Annotated in this window: 15 protein-coding genes; 3 read left to right on the top strand and 12 right to left on the bottom strand. The window is 70.6% G+C overall.

The genetic code is table 11. The annotated features are described in order from the left end of the window. Positions 1–9: 9 nt before the first annotated feature. The 4 genes from ACMW4R_RS04905 to ACMW4R_RS04890 form a co-directional block, all read right to left on the bottom strand. A complete protein-coding gene (locus ACMW4R_RS04905; protein ID WP_418299317.1) occupies positions 10–1,227 on the bottom strand; it encodes a CynX/NimT family MFS transporter in 1,218 nt (405 codons plus the stop codon). Beyond that, on the bottom strand, positions 1,224–2,699 hold the full coding sequence (gene purF, locus ACMW4R_RS04900) for an amidophosphoribosyltransferase (RefSeq protein WP_058629883.1): 1,476 nt from the start codon (positions 2,697–2,699) through the stop codon (positions 1,224–1,226). Before purF ends, ACMW4R_RS04905 begins: the two co-directional genes overlap by 4 nt. A gap of 6 nt (positions 2,700–2,705) precedes the next feature. After that, entirely contained in the window at positions 2,706–3,848 is a 1,143-nt protein-coding gene (gene purM, locus ACMW4R_RS04895; RefSeq protein WP_418299316.1) for a phosphoribosylformylglycinamidine cyclo-ligase, read from the bottom strand. A gap of 553 nt (positions 3,849–4,401) precedes the next feature. Next, complete coding sequence (locus ACMW4R_RS04890) at positions 4,402–5,250, bottom strand: endonuclease domain-containing protein (RefSeq protein WP_418299315.1); 849 nt, start codon at positions 5,248–5,250, stop codon at positions 4,402–4,404. 261 nt (positions 5,251–5,511) lie between these two features. Between ACMW4R_RS04890 and ACMW4R_RS04885 the strand changes: the two genes are divergently transcribed. Next, positions 5,512–6,123, top strand: a complete 612-nt coding sequence (locus ACMW4R_RS04885; RefSeq protein ID WP_058597510.1) for a hypothetical protein — start codon at positions 5,512–5,514, stop codon at positions 6,121–6,123. Between the two features lie 3 nt (positions 6,124–6,126). Here the strand turns inward: ACMW4R_RS04885 and ACMW4R_RS04880 are convergent, their stop codons facing one another. The 5 genes from ACMW4R_RS04880 to ACMW4R_RS04860 form a co-directional block, all read right to left on the bottom strand. Then, positions 6,127–6,462, bottom strand: a complete 336-nt coding sequence (locus ACMW4R_RS04880) for a hypothetical protein (RefSeq protein ID WP_058597511.1) — start codon at positions 6,460–6,462, stop codon at positions 6,127–6,129. A 149-nt stretch (positions 6,463–6,611) separates the two neighbouring features. Continuing rightward, the gene (locus ACMW4R_RS04875) at positions 6,612–8,873 is read right to left on the bottom strand and encodes an FtsX-like permease family protein (RefSeq protein WP_418299314.1); all 2,262 of its coding nucleotides are present in this window, start codon (positions 8,871–8,873) and stop codon (positions 6,612–6,614) included. Then, positions 8,870–9,568 (bottom strand): ABC transporter ATP-binding protein, encoded by a 699-nt coding sequence (locus ACMW4R_RS04870; protein WP_058628378.1) that lies wholly within the window; start codon positions 9,566–9,568, stop codon positions 8,870–8,872. The genes ACMW4R_RS04875 and ACMW4R_RS04870 overlap by 4 nt, the downstream gene beginning before the upstream one ends. A 12-nt stretch (positions 9,569–9,580) precedes the next feature. Further along, positions 9,581–10,555 (bottom strand): 3-oxoacyl-ACP synthase III family protein, encoded by a 975-nt coding sequence (locus tag ACMW4R_RS04865; protein ID WP_058614331.1) that lies wholly within the window; start codon positions 10,553–10,555, stop codon positions 9,581–9,583. Between the two features lie 344 nt (positions 10,556–10,899). Then, entirely contained in the window at positions 10,900–11,256 is a 357-nt protein-coding gene (locus tag ACMW4R_RS04860; RefSeq protein ID WP_058597514.1) for a sterol carrier family protein, read from the bottom strand. Between the two features lie 180 nt (positions 11,257–11,436). On the opposite strand from ACMW4R_RS04860, the gene purD reads away from it, so the two are divergent. Both purD and ACMW4R_RS04850 read left to right on the top strand, forming a co-directional pair. Next, a complete protein-coding gene (purD, locus tag ACMW4R_RS04855) occupies positions 11,437–12,708 on the top strand; it encodes a phosphoribosylamine--glycine ligase (protein WP_363338546.1) in 1,272 nt (423 codons plus the stop codon). 22 nt (positions 12,709–12,730) lie between these two features. Next, the gene (locus tag ACMW4R_RS04850; protein ID WP_418299313.1) at positions 12,731–13,072 is read left to right on the top strand and encodes a TfoX/Sxy family protein; all 342 of its coding nucleotides are present in this window, start codon (positions 12,731–12,733) and stop codon (positions 13,070–13,072) included. A gap of 13 nt (positions 13,073–13,085) precedes the next feature. Here the strand turns inward: ACMW4R_RS04850 and ACMW4R_RS04845 are convergent, their stop codons facing one another. Genes ACMW4R_RS04845 through manD form a run of 3 tightly spaced genes read right to left on the bottom strand, consistent with a single transcriptional unit; the run spans position 13,086 to position 15,854 of the window. Further along, entirely contained in the window at positions 13,086–14,018 is a 933-nt protein-coding gene (locus tag ACMW4R_RS04845) for a sugar kinase (RefSeq protein ID WP_418299312.1), read from the bottom strand. Next, positions 14,015–14,638: a bifunctional 4-hydroxy-2-oxoglutarate aldolase/2-dehydro-3-deoxy-phosphogluconate aldolase gene (locus tag ACMW4R_RS04840; RefSeq protein ID WP_058626438.1), complete on the bottom strand. Its 624-nt coding sequence runs from the start codon at positions 14,636–14,638 to the stop codon at positions 14,015–14,017. The genes ACMW4R_RS04845 and ACMW4R_RS04840 overlap by 4 nt, the downstream gene beginning before the upstream one ends. Then, a complete protein-coding gene (gene manD, locus ACMW4R_RS04835; protein WP_058614335.1) occupies positions 14,628–15,854 on the bottom strand; it encodes a D-mannonate dehydratase ManD in 1,227 nt (408 codons plus the stop codon). Before manD ends, ACMW4R_RS04840 begins: the two co-directional genes overlap by 11 nt. Positions 15,855–16,000 lie beyond the last annotated feature (146 nt).

Genomic DNA, 16,000 nt, shown 5'->3' with positions numbered 1-16,000 from the left:
CCGCGGCTGTCACCAGGCGGTGCCGTGACGGCGCTCCCAGGCTTCTTCGATCGTCTCTCCGCGTGAGACGACGATTCCCGCGGGGATCACGCACGCGATGACGACACCGAGCACGATCAAACCGGCCGTCCATCCGCCGGTCAGCTCGTGGGTGACGCCGATGGCGAGCGGCATGAGCGCGGCGATCCCGTAGCCGACGCTCTGGACGAACCCGCTGAGCGCGACCGCGGTGTCGTGCGACCGCGTGCGCAGGCCGAAGAGCACGAGCGCCATCGGGAACAGCAGGGGCGGGATGCCGATGAGCACCACCCACAGCGTCGTCGCGGCCGCGGGCGCGAAGAGCAGCCCCGCGACCCCGGCGAGCCCGCCCACTACGGCGACGACGTAGAACGGGGCGACGCTCCGTGCGCGCACCACCAGCAGCGGGACCACGAGCGACACCGGCAGACCCATGAACGAGAACAGGGCGAGCAGCCCGCCGGCCTCGGTGGCATCCACCCCGGCCACGCCCATCACCAGCGGTGGCAGCCACGCGAAGAGACCGTAGGCGACGGAGGAGTTCACGGCGAACGTCGCCGCCAGCGCCCACGTCTGCGGCACGCGGACCACACGTGACAGCACCAGAGTCTTCGGCTGCTCGATCACGTCCGCCCGGGCCGCCCGGCCACGCAGGCTCATCGCGACCCACGGCACCACCGCGGCGACGGCGACCGCCGCCCAGAGCGCGAACGAGCCGCGCCACCCGACGCTCTCGGCCAGCGGGACCGCCACGAGCGGCGGCATGAAGGTGGCGACCGCCATGGTGGTCGTGTAGATCGTCGTCATGAGGCCGATGCGGGTGGGGAAGTACTTCTTCACCACCGCGGGCAGCAGCACATTGGCGACGCCGACCGCCGCGAAGATCCCGGCGGTCGCGGCGAGCAGGGTGATCGCATCGACGGCGATCGCGCGCATCCCGAGCATGGCCGCCGCGACGACCGCGGCGAGGAGCACCAGGCGTTCGAGACCCACGCGTCGCTCGATCGCGGGCGTCACGAAGCCCGAGATCGCGAAGGCGACCGGCGGAGCCATGCCGATGAGGCCGACGACGGCGGCCGGGAGGGGGAAGACGCGCTCGATGACGATCAGGAGCGGCGACAGCGACGCGACGGCGATGCGCAGAGTCAGCGCGAGCAGGACGATCGCTGCCGCGGCGAGCGCGACGGTCCCCGCGCGGCGCGGAGTCAAGACTCCTGGCTACCCTCGACCCAGGCCAGGTACTCCTCCGACACGGTGCCGGTGACGTAACGACCGTCGAAGCAGCTCATGTCGAGGTCGACCAGATCGGTGCCCTCCATGATCGCCGCCTTCAGGTCGTCGACCTCCTGGTAGACGAGGTAGTCGCAGCCGAGCTCCTCGGCGATCTCCGGGATCGTCCGACCGTGGGCGACGAGCTCGTGGCGGGAGGGCATGTTGATGCCGTACACGTGCGGGAAGCGCACGGGAGGAGCGGCCGAGGCGAACGTGACGCTCTTGGCTCCGGCATCCCGAGCCATCTGGATGATCTCGCGGCTCGTCGTGCCGCGCACGATCGAGTCGTCGACCAGCAGCACGTTCTTGCCCTGGAACTCGGTGGACATGGCGTTGAGCTTCTGGCGCACGCTCTTCTTGCGCACCGCCTGCCCGGGCATGATGAACGTCCGGCCGACGTAGCGGTTCTTGTAGAAGCCCTCGCGGTACTCGATACCGAGCTTGCGGGCCACCTGCATCGCCGCCGGTCGCGCCGAATCGGGGATCGGCATGACCACGTCGATGGATCCGGCGGGGGTGTACTTCGCGACGGTGTCGGCGAGGCGCTCGCCCATGCGCAGGCGCGTCTCGTACACCGAGACGCCGTTCATGACCGAGTCGGGACGCGCGAGGTAGACGTACTCGAACGAGCACGGCGCGAGCATCGTCTTCTCGGCGCACTGCTGGGCGTGCAGCGTGCCGTCGAGGCTGATGAAGACGGCCTCGCCGGGCTCGACGTCGCGGACGACTTCGAAGCCGGCGTTCTCGAGCACGAGCGACTCGGATGCCACGATGTACTCGTCGCGGGGCTCGCCGCCGGGCACCTCGGGCGCGGGACGCTTGCCGAGGATGAGCGGGCGGATGCCGAACGGGTCGCGGAAGGCGAGCAAACCGTATCCGGCGATGAGGGCGATCGAGGCGTAGGAGCCCTCGACGCGCTCGTGCACGCGACCGACCGCGCGGAAGACCTGAGCGGGGTCGAGGTCGGGGCCGGTGATCTCGGACTGCAGCTCCGAGCCGAGGATGTTCACGAGCAGCTCGGTGTCGCTGCTGGTGTTCAGGTGACGACGGTCCTTGCTGAACAGCTCGCGCGTGAGTTCGCGAGTGTTCGTCAGGTTGCCGTTGTGGACGAGCACGATGCCGTACGGCGCGTTGACGTAGAAGGGCTGCGCCTCTTCCTCGTTGGAGGCGGTGCCCTTCGTCGCGTAGCGCACGTGGCCCAGCCCGATGTCGCCGAGGAGGGCGCGCATGTCGCGGGTGCGGAACGCCTCGCGCACCTGCCCGCGGGCCTTGTGGATGTGGAAGACGCCGCTGGACTCGGCCGTGGCCATGCCCGTGGAGTCCTGTCCCCGGTGCTGGAGGAGGAGGAGCGCGTCGTAGATCTCCTGGTTGACCGGGCCCTGCCCGGCCATGCCGACGATGCCGCACATGTGGTGTTACTTCGCTCCGTTCGCCGGGTGACCGGCATCCGCGTACGAGCCGACCAGGCGCACGGCGCCCCCGTCGACGCCCTTCGCGCCCTGTTCGTACTCGCCGTCGGGGCGCTGGTCGTCGCGGACGACACCGACCTGCCACGTGGCGATGCCGTCGGCCGTGAGCGCCGCGATCGCGGCATCCGCGACCTCCGGCGAGACGACGGCGAGGAAGCCGATGCCGAGGTTCCAGGTGCCCTCGGTCGCGGTCAGCTCGAGGCCGCCGATGTCAGCGAGCACGCGGAACACCGGCGAGGGGCTCCACGTCGACCGGTCGAGGTCGACCCACGTGTTCTGGGGCAGCACGCGCGCGAGGTTCGCCGCGATGCCGCCGCCCGTGACGTGGCTGAGCGAGTGGATGCCGGAACCGACCGCCGCGTCGTCGAGAAGACGCAGCAGCGGTGAGGTGTACAGGCGCGTGGGCTCGAGGAGCGCCTCGCCCCACGTGCCGCCGAGGTCGGCGGAAGCCGAGCCGTACGCGATGCCCGCACCGGTGATGATGTGGCGGACGAGCGAGTAGCCGTTGGAGTGCAGACCGCTCGAGGCGAGCGCGAGCACGACGTCTCCGTTGCGCACGCGATCCGCGCCCAGCACGCGGTCGGCCTCGACAACGCCGGTCGCCGCTCCCGCGACGTCGTAGTCGTCGATGCCGAGCAGGCCGGGGTGCTCCGCGGTCTCGCCGCCGACAAGCGCGGTGCCCGTGGCCGCGCACCCGCGCGCGATACCCGCGACGATGTCGGCGATGCGCTGCGGCACGACCTTGCCGCACGCGACGTAGTCGGTCATGAAGAGCGGACGCGCGCCCACCACGACGATGTCGTCGACGACCATGCCGACGAGGTCTTCGCCGATGGTGTCGTGCTTGTCGATCGCCTGCGCGATCGCGACCTTCGTCCCGACGCCGTCGGTGCTGGTCGCGAGCAGCGGCTTGGCGTAGTCGCGGAGCGCCGAGGCGTCGAAGAGGCCGGCGAAACCGCCCACGCCACCGAGCACTTCGGGCCCGTGCGTGCGGCGCACGGCCGACTTCATCAGTTCGACGGCGAGGTCTCCGGCGGCAGTGTCGACGCCGGCAGCGGAATAGGGGTTCTCGTGGGGAGCGGAAGCCACCGGACCAGACTACCCGGGGCGGCTGTGTGCGGGCGTCGCGCTCGGCGGGGCGAGGGTGGGCGGGCCGGGCTGAGCGGGGCCGGGGTGGGCTCGGTGCCGGGGTGGGCTCGGGGACGGAGTGGGCTTCGGGACGGGGCGGACTCGGGGGCCGGGCGGCTCGGGGCGGCGTGGGCTCGGGGGCCGTGCGGCGCGGGGCGGCGTGACAAAGGGAGGATCTGGGACGAAGGGAGGACCATCGACCCCACGGCATCCTCCCTCCATCCCTCGCCCTCCCGACATCACGCGCAGCCCCGCGCACACCCGCGCCACCGCACGCGCACCCCCGCGCACACCCACGCCCACCTCACGCTGCCGGAGGCAATGCGCACCCGCCACGACGCCGCGGAACCAGCACCAGTGACCCACGGAGGGCCAGGGGCAAGCGGAGGACCATCAACCCCACGGCATCCTCCCTCCATCCCTCGCCCTCCCTCTGCCACCGGCCCCTGCCACCGGCCTCTACCCCCGGCCCCTGCCCCCGGCCCCTGCCCCCGGCCCCTGCCACCGGCCTCTGTCACCGGCGCCGCGCGAGGTGAAGACCCTGCGCGACCGCGCGCGTGATGAGGTACTGAACGCTCGGCCAGTCGTCGATGACCTGGTGGTATCCGACGCGGATCACGTGGTATCCGTTCAGGGTCAGAACAGCATCGTGACGAATGTCCTCCGCGCGCTGCGCGCCTACGTGATGCGCTCCGTCGATCTGGAGGACCAGTCGTTCTCCGATCAGGAGGTCGACACGATGCCCGTGGAGGAAGGCCTGGGGCAGGAGCCGAAGTCCGAGCCACCGCAAGCGGACCACGATGATCGTCTCGAGGCCCGAGTCGGCGAAAGGCTGGACCTCTTCCAGGATCGACCGAGCACGGCCCGGCAGGTCGAGGCGCGTCAGCGCCTCGCGCGAGACGAGGTGCTTGTTCAAGGCCGACTCCCAGACGACGAGCGCCTCTTCTCGCGGGATGCACGTGGCGACGAGGACCAGCACGTTCTCGAGTGCGTCGACGAGGGCATCGGGATGCCGTGGCACGGCGGGACGCGATCGATGCACGCGCGTCCCCGCGGCGACGTCGATCCGACCGGCATGCGGCGCTGCGGCGACGTGCATTCCGCGCCCCCTGGCCACCCACAGTCCTCTGTGCTCCGCGGCGCTGAGGCAGGAGACGATCACCCCCGCTCGCGCGGCGGCGCGAAGCGTCGGATCGGCATCCGGGAGGGCGAGCCACGACCGCCGGATCCGCAGGAGATGACCCCCATCGACGGCTTCGGCGACGGCACGCCAGGACAGACCCTCTTCTTTCAGGCGCGCGCCACGCACGACTCCCCCGCTTCGACGAACGAACTCGACGGCATCCATGAGGCGAGACGGCATGGACACAGCGTCGGCGATACCGGGCGCCGGAATGGCACCGTTCGAGGCCGGTGGGGACGGTTCTGGCAGAACGGCTGGTGTGCAGGAGGAGTCGACGCGGGCACCCGGTCGTGACGAGCGGAGGGGGAGGGACAGAGGGAGGAAGAATCCGGCGCCGCGATCCTCCGCTTGTCCCCTGCCCTCCCCTCGCTCCGCCCCGCGCCCCGCGGCACCCGCGCAAGGCCCATCGCCCCCGGGTGAGCCCGTCCCTACAATGACGCCATGACGGCAGGCCAGCCCGAGTGGGTGATCCGAGAGGACGCGGGGTCGCCGGTGCTCGTCGCGCTGTATCTACGCCAGGTGCTCGGCATCCGGTCTCCCGAAGACCTGCCCTCCCTGCGGCACGTGCCGGCGGCCGCGGAGACGACGAGAACGGATGCCGCGCAGTCGGAGCTCGAGAGACAGTGGCGCGCCTACTGGGCGTTGACGGTGGAGCCGCAGGCGCATCCCTCCCCCGTCCCGCTCGAACTGGTCGAGGGCTTCGACGGGCTCGTGACGCTGCCCATCGAGGGCGCGGAGGCCCTGCGCGACGCCGCGTCGCCCTTCGCCGACGAGGCCACCGACTTCGCTCAGCAGGCGCACGGACGGTACGCGCGCGAGACGTCGGCACGGCCGGGGGTGTCGTATCGCGCCTACGCCAGCGCGATCGCGGCGCACGAACGCATCGTCGGTCGTCGCGCGCACTCGTTCGAGCTGAACGTGCAGATCCTGCCGCTGGCTCAGCGCGGAGTGTGGTGGATCGGCTCGCTCACGGTCGCCGTGACCGACGGTCTGCGCGGAGACGTGGCGGCATTCGACTCCGCGATCCACCCGATCATCGCGGAGCTCGCCTGAGCGTCAGACGCCGTGCTGCTCGTGGTCGACGATGACCTGGCGGGTGCGTCCACCGAGGACGCGCTCGAAGATCAACGCGACGATGGCCGCGACCGTCACACCGGCGACGACGCAGATCAGCGCGGTGAAGCCGAACACCTGCAGCTGCGAGTACACGACCTGCGTGTACGGGCTCACGTCGGTGCTGTCGATCGCGAACGTGAGGATGAGGGCGACCAGGATGCCGACGAACGCGCCCGCGGCCAGGAAGACGCCGTACTTGGGGGCGCGACGAACGCTGGCCGTCTCGATCTCATCGCGTGAGAAGGACGGTCGTTCGGGGGCGGGCTGATCGGCCATGACTCCATTGTCCCACCACCGCGTCGCAGACGGGGCGCGCGGGATGCAATCGAGCAGCGAGCACTGACGCCCCACCCCGAGCGGCGCAACGTCCACACCCGGCACGCCGACGCCTTACACCTCGTGGAGCGGGAATGAGGTGGTCGGATCTACTCAGCGCCCTTCAACGCCCCCAGCACGTCAACCCGACGCAGACGACGCGCCAGGAGGAAAGATGCGCTCAGGCCGCACCCCACGACGATGACGACGCACAGCGCGATGGCGGCCGGCGATGCGGCCGGTGCGTAGACGATGCGGTCCGTGCGGAAGACCGCGAGGTACGCCGACAGAAAGGCGATGCCGGTAGGGATGCCGATGACCGCACCGGCGACGGTGACGGCGACGTTCTCGCGCAGCAGGAGCGCTCGGATCTCGCGCGGACGCACTCCCAGCACCGCGAGTGTGGCGTAATCGCGGGTGCGCTCGGCGAATGCCAGAGCCCCCAGGTTCACCAACACGACCATGGTCAGCAGCAGCCCAAACCCTTTGATGAGCGCGAAGACGTCGCCGAGGCCGTCGATCACCTGCTCGGCGTTCGCGCGCCGGGCGTCGTGTGTCAGGACGCTCGCGATTCCGGGTCGACCGTCGAGGACCTCGGCGGCCTCAGCCCCCCTTGCAAGCAGCACGTTCGGTTCGAAAACGCCGCCCGCGCGCTCCCACGCGGACCGCGAGAGGAAGAGTCCCTGCGGCTCCGCCGCGTCAGTGACCCCGCGCACGGTGACGGCGACGCCCCTCGCGGAGCCAGGCGGAAGCACCGTGACCTCATCCCCGAGCGCGATCCCGCGCGCGTCGGCGAGCGCGATACTCACGAGCGCACCATCGGCGGGTAGTGCCACGGCGGTGTCAGCGTCCGACAGGCGATAGAGGTCGCCGTCCGACAGGACGTTCACGGCTTCTCCCCCTGACAGAGCGTCACCTGGCGCGAGGAACGTCATCTGCCACTGGACGTCGGCGATTCCGGATGCCAGGGCCTCACCCTGCTGCGACCACGCGCCCGGAGAGAGCCGCGCCTGCGCGTCGAAGAGGTATTGCGATTCGAACGACCGCGCGACCTGGTGGTGCAAGGAATCCGGCATCCCGAATCCCGCGATGAGAAGCGTGGTCCCGCCCACCGTGGCGGCCAGCGCCGTGAGAAGTCGTCCGCGCGCTACCGCGATCTCCCGCAGGCCCCACGCGTTCAGCGGCGACAATCGTCGGAGCCGCGGAAAGACGCGCCGGGCCGTCGCGCCCCCTCCGCGCATCGCCGCGGCCGGCTCCGCGCGCCGCGCCGCGCGAGTGGCGACGACCGACACGATCGACGCACCCGCGACCAGAGCGACCGCCAGCGCCACAGGCGCGGGGGTGTACGCCGGAATCCAGGTGATCAATCCGAAGCTCGACCGTTGAGAATCCAGGACGAAAAGAGAGAGCACGGGGGCGAACGCGAAGCCGACGAAGGCCCCCAGAGCGACGACGACGGCGTACTGGGAGTAGTGCCGTCGCAGCTCCGCGTCGGTGACACCGAGCGCCTTCAGCGTCGCGATGTCGCGCTGCTGCATGTCGACCAGTCGCCGCATCGAGGTGAACATCGCCAGCATCGCGACCACGACGAACAGGCTGAGGAACAACAGAGACAGACTGCGGATCTGTCGAATGCGGTCGGTCAACCCCACCACTCCCGGCTGAGAGGAGCGATCGGATATGGTCAGGCGTTCCGCCCCGAGCAGCCCGGGCGCCTCGGCCATGATCTGCTCAGGCGAGCCCGCCAGGGCAACGGATACACGACTCGGACCGAGAGCTTGCATCTGCTGCCGCGAGACGTAGGCATACCCGTACGCCGCCGGGTCAGGCGCGTACAGACCATCGACGCCGGTATCCGACACCCGGTCGACTGCCCGCACCGACGCCGCGACGGTGAAGGAGTGATCCGTCCCCGCGATCCGTAGCCGCACGGTGTCCCCCACCCGAAGCGCGTGCGCCGAAGCGAACGCGGCGTCGAGAGCGATCTGGTCGTCCGAGAGACCGTCCAGGCCTCCGTCTACCGATTCCGGGACGTCGATCCGTTCCGGCAGTGCGCTTACGACGAGGACGCTTCGACCATCGACGACGGTCGCATCGACGAGACCCGACGTCTCCGCATCCGAGACCCCCGAAAGACCCCGCAGCGCGTCGAACTGTTCGGGCGACACGGACGACGCGGTGATCCAGACGTCGGCGAGGTGGGCCTCCGCATCCATCCGCTCCTGCTCGACCTGCATCCCCCGCCACCCGCCCTCGAGCCCGCCGTACACGGCGAGGCATAGCGCGCTCATGACGAAGACGGCGCCGAACTGCGCCGCGCGGATCCGCAGATCGCGCACGAGCTTGCGACGCAGCAGGGCCGGGACGCTCATGAGACGGGCGGGCGGGAGTCGGCCACGACCCGCCCATCGCGCATCTCGACGATGTGATCAGCGAGGTCGCGGATCGCGGGGTCGTGCGTGACCACCGCCACGATCGTGCGGCCCTCGCGGGCGACGTCCGTCAACAGGGCCATCACCTCGACCCCGGATGCCGAGTCGAGGGCTCCCGTCGGCTCATCGCACAGCAGCACGTCGGGCCCCTTCGCCAGCGCCCGCGCGATCGAGACCCGCTGCATCTGGCCGCCCGACAGCTGCGGAGGAAAATAGCCTGCGCGATCACGCAGCCCGACGCGCTCGAGCAGTTCGATCGACGTCGGCACGTCCGCGCGTTTACGAGACGGGAGGCGGCGGGCCAGCTCGACGTTCTCGAGCGCCGTGAGCTGCGGGAGCAAGTTGTAGAACTGGAACACGAATCCGACGCGGTCGCGACGGAACTCCGTGAGCTTTCGCGGGCCCGTGCCCGTGAACGTGGCGCCGTTCAGTTCGGCATGACCAGAGTCGGGTGTGTCCATCCCTCCGAGCACGTTCAGCAGCGTGCTCTTGCCCGACCCCGATCGTCCGACTATCGCCGCGAGCCCGCCCGGTCGCAGGTGCACGGAGACCTGATCGAGAGCCATGACCCTTGTCGGTCCCGTGCCGTACTCGCGCGACAGCGCCGTGGCGCGCAGCCCGGTTCCGGATGCCATCTGCTGCGTCCTTCAGTGCTGGTAGATCACGCCGCCGTAGAGCGTGCCCGACCCTGTCCCGACGAGGAGGAGACGCTCGCCCTCGGCGATCTGCGCCCGGTGGAGCGCGACGGGAATACTCGCCGCGATCGTGTTTCCGAGCTCGGGGAGCGTGACGACGACCTTCTCGGGCGACCACAGCTTCGCCATCAGTTCGATGCCCGCGCGGCTGGTCTGATGCGGCACGACCCTATCGACGCTCGGCGCCCCCTTGCTCAACTTCGGTTCGATGCTCTCAAGGAACCGGGGAAGGACCCTCAGCGCACCCCCCATGAGTTTCATGCCGTCCATATCGAATTGGTAGTCCGCTGCATTCCCCCGGACAGATCCGGCCGGGAGACGCGAGCCACCTCCCCGAATCTCTGCCGACCGGACACCCTTCGTATCGAGTAAGAACTGCGACGAGACAACGCCCTGCTGAGGGTTCACCGGTCGGCTGACGACCACCGCGCCCGCAGCGTCCCCGATCAGTAATGAGCTTTCGAGCTGATCGAAGTTCAGCCCTCGACTGCCGCCCTCCATCGACACCACGAGGACGTTTCGAGCACGGCCCGAACTGACCAGGAATGCCGCTTCGCGCAGCGCGAAGAGAAAGGAGAGACACGTCCCGTGCATCGAGTACGCGTACCCACCCATCGGCAGACCGAGCGCAGCCGCGATGATCGAACCGCCATCGGGAATCGGCTGCAGGGGCGTGCCTGAGGCGTTGATGACGACATCGATGTCCGCCACCGAGAGGTTCGCGGACTTCAGCGCTCGGTGCGCGGCTTCGATGCCGAGATCAAGCGGGTCCTCTCCGTCGCTGAGCCAGCGACGAGTGACGACGCCCGAACGTCTGATCGCTTCCTCGGTCGTGATACCGCACAGTCGCGCGACCTCCTCGGTGTGAACCACCCGCGACGGCAAAGACACGCCCGTCCCAGAAATACGGCATGCAAGCAAAGACATCGGCAGCCCCCCGGTAGTCGATAGCGCCACGTACGCGACGCATTCACCGAGGTTGGCGCGGGCCGCGCCCACCCCTCACGAGCGCAGCTCACGACGTGGAGGGTGAGTCCTGACCGCGCACTGGATCGAGGGCACGGGATCACAGCGCCACACGGGTGGGAAGTGCCTCTTCGGTCCTCAGGTTCTTGCTCGGAAGTTTCGCCCACCGATTAGCCCGACGCCACAGCCCGCGAAGCGCTCGGCCATCCACTCCGACGTGAAGCGTTCTCTGCCGATCACACGGGACGGACCGAGATCAGAACGGCGGACCCGTCAGGGTCGATCGCGCGCGACGACGCCATGCCCTACGGCCGCAACGGCAACAGCGCGCTCAGGTCGGCGCGGACGCCCGAGGCGACGATGCGGCCGGCGGCGACGGCATCCGTCCAGTGCTCCTGGCCCGTGGCGACGGCGATCCAGGTGGCGGCGTCGGTCTCGACGACGTTGGGCGGGGTGCCGCGCGTGTGTCGGGGGCCCTCGATCACCTGTACGGCACCGAACGGCGGCACCCGCATCTCGACGGAGTTGCCCGGGGCCTTCTCGGCGAGCAGCTGCAGCAGGTAGCGCACGGCGGTCGCCGTCGCCGGGCGCGGGGCGTCGCCGGCGGCCACCGCCTCGAGGGCGGCCCGGCCGTCGCCGGTCTCGATACGACGTGGGGGCATGGCATCCACGGTACTCGCGGGGCACGCGCGCGGGCCGCGTGCCCGTCCGCCGCACGACCGCGACCGCGCGTACCTACCGCGCAGCCCGCACCGCACGGGCCGCCGCCGCACGGGCCACCGCCGCACCGTCCATGCCGTGCGCGCGCCACGCGCGCGGAGCCCGCTCGGTAGGCTGGCCGCGTGAGAATCCTGGTCCTCGGTTCGGGCGCGCGCGAGCACGCCATCATCCTCGCCCTGCGCTCCGAAGAGGCATCGCACGCGATCTTCGCCGCCCCGGGCAACGCCGGCATCGCGCGCGACGCACACCTCGTGGCGCTCGACGCGAACGACCCCGCCGAGGTGCTCACGTTCGCGAAGGACGAGGCGATCGACCTCGTCGTCGTCGGACCCGAAGCACCGCTGGTCGCCGGAGTCGCCGACGCCCTGCGCGAGCACGGCATCCCTGTCTTCGGTCCGGGCAAGGCCGCCGCGCAGCTCGAGGGCTCGAAGACCTTCGCGAAGCGGATCATGGATGCCGCGGGGGTGCCCACCGGACGCGCGGTGCGCGCTGCCGACCTCCCCACCGTCGAAGCCGCGCTCGACGAGTACGGCGCGCCCTACGTCGTCAAGGCCGACGGACTCGCCGCGGGCAAGGGAGTGATCGTCACCTCCGACCGCGAGGCCGCGATCGCGCACGCTACGACCTACCTCGTCACCGGCGCGGTGCTGGTCGAGGAGTTCCTCTCCGGCCCCGAGGTGTCGCTGTTCTTCCTCAGCGACGGCGACCACGTGCTCCCGTTGAGCCCCGCGCAGGACTTCAAACGCCTGCGCGACGGCGACGAGGGCCCGAACACCGGCGGCATGGGGGCGTACTCGCCGCTGCCCTGGCTCGACGAGCGGTTCGGCAGCGAGGCCGAGTTCGTCGACCAGGTCACCCGCGAGATCGCGGAGCCCGTGATCCGGGAGATGGATGCCGAGGGCACCCCGTTCATCGGACTCCTCTACGCCGGCCTCATCTTGACCGACAACGGCATCAAAGTCATCGAGTTCAACGCTCGGTTCGGTGACCCCGAGACCCAGGTCGTGCTGCCCCGCCTGATCGACCCGCTGTCGGAGCTGCTGCTCGCCGCGGCCTCGGGAACGCTCGAGGACCGCCCGCGCCCGGCCTTCGCCGAAGCCGCCGCCGTGACGGTCGTGCTCGCGAGCGAGGGATACCCCGAGGCACCGGTCACCGGTCGCCCCCTGACCGGCATCGACGACGCCGACGAGGTCGACGGCGTCCACCTCGCCCACGCCGCGACGGCGGCATCCGGTAACGGATTCACGGCGACAGGTGGGCGCGTGCTCAGCGTCGTCGCCCTGGGGTCGACGTTCCGCGAGGCGCGCGCCGCCGCCTACGCGGGACTCGAGCGCATCGGCCTCGAGGGTGGCCAGTACCGCACCGACATCGCCGCGAAGGTCGCCGCGGACTGACCCGCGCCGCTACCCTCTGGCCATGGTCGACAGGGATGCCATGGCCCGCGCGCACGAGATCTTCGACCCGATCGCGGAGCGGCAGTGCCTGCTGCCCGACATCGACATCGGTCGCATGTTCGGCACCCAGGGGCTGCGCGTCCGCGCGAAGGTGTTCGCGTTCGTCGTGCACAACGGCTCGCTGGTCGTGAAGCTCTCGGAGGAGCGCGCGGGCGAGCTCATCGCCGAAGGGCGCGCAGGCCCCATGGTCATGCGCGGTCGACCCCTGCGCGAGTGGGTCGAGGTGCCGATGGATGCCGGAGCGGCGACGTGGGCCGACCTGATCGACGAGGCGCGGGTCTTCGTCGACGCGATCACGCCCTGAGCGCCGAGCGGCGTCAGCGCCGCACCGGATCCCCACCGCCCGCGAGGAACCGCTCGAGGTCGCGACGCGTCGCGGCCGCCTCCCAGTCACCGGGGACGAGGCAGGCCATCGCTCCGCACGCGTTGCCCCGGACGAGGGCGTCCTCGGTGGGTGAGTCTTCGAGCCACGCGCTGAGGTACCCGGCGACGAACGCGTCGCCCGCCCCGACCGTGTCGAGCGGCTCGATCACGAAGCCGAGCGCCTCCGTCAGACCGTCGGTCGTGAAGACGGCGGCACCCTCGGGTCCGCGCTTGACGACCACCTGCGCGACTCCCGCCGCGAGGAGCGAGGCCGCGGCATCCGGCCCCAGCAGGTCGAGCTCCTCGACGCCCCCGAACACGAGCGTCGCGCGCTCCGCGATCTCGCGCAGCACCGGACCGGCGATCTCGGCGACGGCGAGCGCCGAACGGTAGTTGATGTCGAAGCTCACCGGGATCCGCGCGGCGCGTGCCCGTTCGACGGCCGCGAGCACGGTGGAGCGCGCGGTGTCGGACAGCAGGGGCGTGATGCCGGTGACGTGCAGAAGATCGGCACCCTCGATCCACCCGGCCGGCAGGTCATCGGGAGCCAGCCGCGAACCCGCCGAACCGCGGCGGTAGTAGTGCACGGCAGTGGATGCCGCGGACGGGCGCTCCTTGATCATCAGGCCCGTGGGGGCTCCGGCGTCGACGAGCGCGAGAACGTCGAGCCCCTCGCCCCGGAGCTCGCGGGCGATGCGCTCTCCGAGAGGGTCGTCTCCGACACGGCCGAGCCACGCCGCGTCGATGCCGAGGCGTTGCAGCCCGACCGCGACGTTGCTCTCGGCTCCGCCGATGCCGAGCGCGAGCGTCGACGCGTGACGCAACGAGCCGATCTCGGTCGTGCGGGCGAGGGCCATGGTCTCGCCGAGGGTGACGACGCGCGTCACGACGCGCACACCTCCACGAAGCGCTGTGCCCGGTCGCGGAGCGCGCCGAGGTCGCCGCCACGGAACGCGTCACCGAGGAGCGGTCCGCCGACGCTGACGGCCACGGCGCCCGCCGCGAGCCAGGCGGCCGCGGAATCGGCATCCACTCCTCCCGAGGGGACCACGGCGATGTCGGGGAACGGTCCGCGCAGGTCTTTCAGGTATCCGGGGCCGACCTGGCCCGCCGGGAACACCTTCACCGCCGACGCGCCCGCCGACCACGACGAGAACAGCTCGGTCGGGGTGAGGCCGCCGGGGATGATCGGCATGCCGGCGTCCACCGCCCGCGCCACGAGCGCGGGAGAGGTGATCGGCGTGACGACGTAATCGGCGCCGACCTCGATCGCGCGCTCGAGCTGCTCGAGGTCGGTGACCGTGCCGATGCCGAGGTCGCCGTCGAACGACGAGCGCAGGGCAGCGAAGGCGTCGAAGGTGCCCGGGGTCGTGAGCGTCAGCTCGACGCTCTGCACCCCCGCCTCGGCGAGCGCGCTGAGGACGGGTGCGTAGTCCGACGCCGCCGAGGCGCGGGCGACGACGACGAGCTTCGACGCGAGCGTGCGGGCGGGCAGCTCACCAGTCATGGACGGTCCCATCCAGCAGGCGGTTCACCGGCAGGTAGGCCTTGGCGTACTCGAACGCGCCGGCAGCCTCCTCGTCGAGCTCGACGCCGAGACCGGGCTGGTCGCCCGGGTGCAGGAAGCCCTTGTCGAAGGTGAACGAGGTCTGGAAGACCTCCAGCGTCTGCTCGTTGTGCGGCATGTACTCCTGGATGCCGAAGTTGTGGATCGCGAGGTCGAGGTGCAGGGCCGCGGCCATACCGATGGGCGAGATGTCGGTGGGACCGTGGATGCCGGAGCGGATGCCGTAGATCGCGGCGAAGTCGAGGAGCTTCTTCATCGCGGTGATGCCGCCCGTGTGGGTGACGGCCGAGCGGACGTAGTCGATCAGGCGCTCGGTGATGAGCGTCTGGTAGTCGTACACGGTGTTGAAGACCTCGCCGATGGCGAGCGGCGTGGTGGAGTGCTGACGGATGAGGCGCAGCGCCGTCTGGTCCTCGCCGGGGGTGGCGTCCTCGAGCCAGAAGAGGTCGTAGGGCTCGATGTCCTTCGCGAAACGCGCGGCCTCGATCGGCGTCATGCGGTGATGGCCGTCGTGCAGGATCCGCAGGTCGGTCCCGAACTCCTCGCGGATCTGCGCGAACACCCCGGGCATGTGGTTGAGGTACTGGCGCGTGTCCCAGGTCTCCTCGGACGGCCGGTCGCCCGAGCGCTTGGCCGGCTCGTAGTCGTAGCGCACGCCCGGGCCGGTCGACGAAACGCCATAGATCTGTCCGAGGCCGGGGACGCCGGTCTGCACGCGAACGGCCGTGAACCCGAGTTCGCGATACCCGGTGATCGCGTTCGACAGGGCGGCGAAGTCGGTTCCCGAGGCGTGGGCGTAGACCCGCACGCCGTCGCGGCTGGCACCTCCGAGCAGCTGGTACAGCGGCATCCCGGCTTTCTTCGCCTTGATGTCCCACAGCGCCATGTCGACCGCGGCGATCGCGGCCATCGTCACGGGTCCCCGCCGCCAGTAGGCGCCCCGGTAGAGGTACTGCCACGTGTCTTCGATGCGGTCCTCGTCACGGCCGATCAGCATCGAGGCGAGGTGGTCGGAAAGGTACGAGGCGACGGACAGCTCGCGGCCGTTGAGGGTGGCATCCCCCCATCCGACGACGCCGTCGCTGGTGGTGACCTTGAGGGTGACGAAGTTGCGGCCGGGGCTCGTGACGATGACGTCGACGGAGGCGATGCTCATGAGGGTCTTTCTGGTCGAGGGGACGCGCCGGTGGAGCCGGGCTCGTCGAAGGGGGGAGGATGCCGGGCGGACTCGCCGTCACGAGTCCGCCCGGGGCCGCAACGTGGGCGGCCGGGTGCGGGGCCGCGCGATGGCGGCCCCGCGGT

Source organism: Microbacterium sp. S1037 (assembly GCF_048381605.1).
GTDB lineage: Bacteria > Actinomycetota > Actinomycetes > Actinomycetales > Microbacteriaceae > Microbacterium > Microbacterium testaceum_B.
The sequence above is the reverse complement of the archived record's forward strand: the minus strand, read 5'-3'. Positions and strand labels throughout refer to the sequence as shown.

Bases quoted from the DNA above. Each gene is read 5' to 3' on its own strand.
- purF (WP_058629883.1), bottom strand. From the start codon at position 2,699: ATGTGCGGCATCGTCGGCATGGCCGGGCAGGGCCCGGTCAACCAGGAG.
- ACMW4R_RS04890 (WP_418299315.1), bottom strand. From the start codon at position 5,250: ATGCCGTCTCGCCTCATGGATGCCGTCGAGTTCGTTCGTCGAAGCGGG.
- ACMW4R_RS04885 (WP_058597510.1), top strand. From the start codon at position 5,512: ATGACGGCAGGCCAGCCCGAGTGGGTGATCCGAGAGGACGCGGGGTCG.
- ACMW4R_RS04880 (WP_058597511.1), bottom strand. From the start codon at position 6,462: ATGGCCGATCAGCCCGCCCCCGAACGACCGTCCTTCTCACGCGATGAG.
- ACMW4R_RS04875 (WP_418299314.1), bottom strand. From the start codon at position 8,873: ATGAGCGTCCCGGCCCTGCTGCGTCGCAAGCTCGTGCGCGATCTGCGG.
- ACMW4R_RS04870 (WP_058628378.1), bottom strand. From the start codon at position 9,568: ATGGCATCCGGAACCGGGCTGCGCGCCACGGCGCTGTCGCGCGAGTAC.
- ACMW4R_RS04865 (WP_058614331.1), bottom strand. From the start codon at position 10,555: ATGTCTTTGCTTGCATGCCGTATTTCTGGGACGGGCGTGTCTTTGCCG.
- ACMW4R_RS04860 (WP_058597514.1), bottom strand. From the start codon at position 11,256: ATGCCCCCACGTCGTATCGAGACCGGCGACGGCCGGGCCGCCCTCGAG.
- ACMW4R_RS04850 (WP_418299313.1), top strand. From the start codon at position 12,731: ATGGTCGACAGGGATGCCATGGCCCGCGCGCACGAGATCTTCGACCCG.
- ACMW4R_RS04840 (WP_058626438.1), bottom strand. From the start codon at position 14,638: ATGACTGGTGAGCTGCCCGCCCGCACGCTCGCGTCGAAGCTCGTCGTC.
- manD (WP_058614335.1), bottom strand. From the start codon at position 15,854: ATGAGCATCGCCTCCGTCGACGTCATCGTCACGAGCCCCGGCCGCAAC.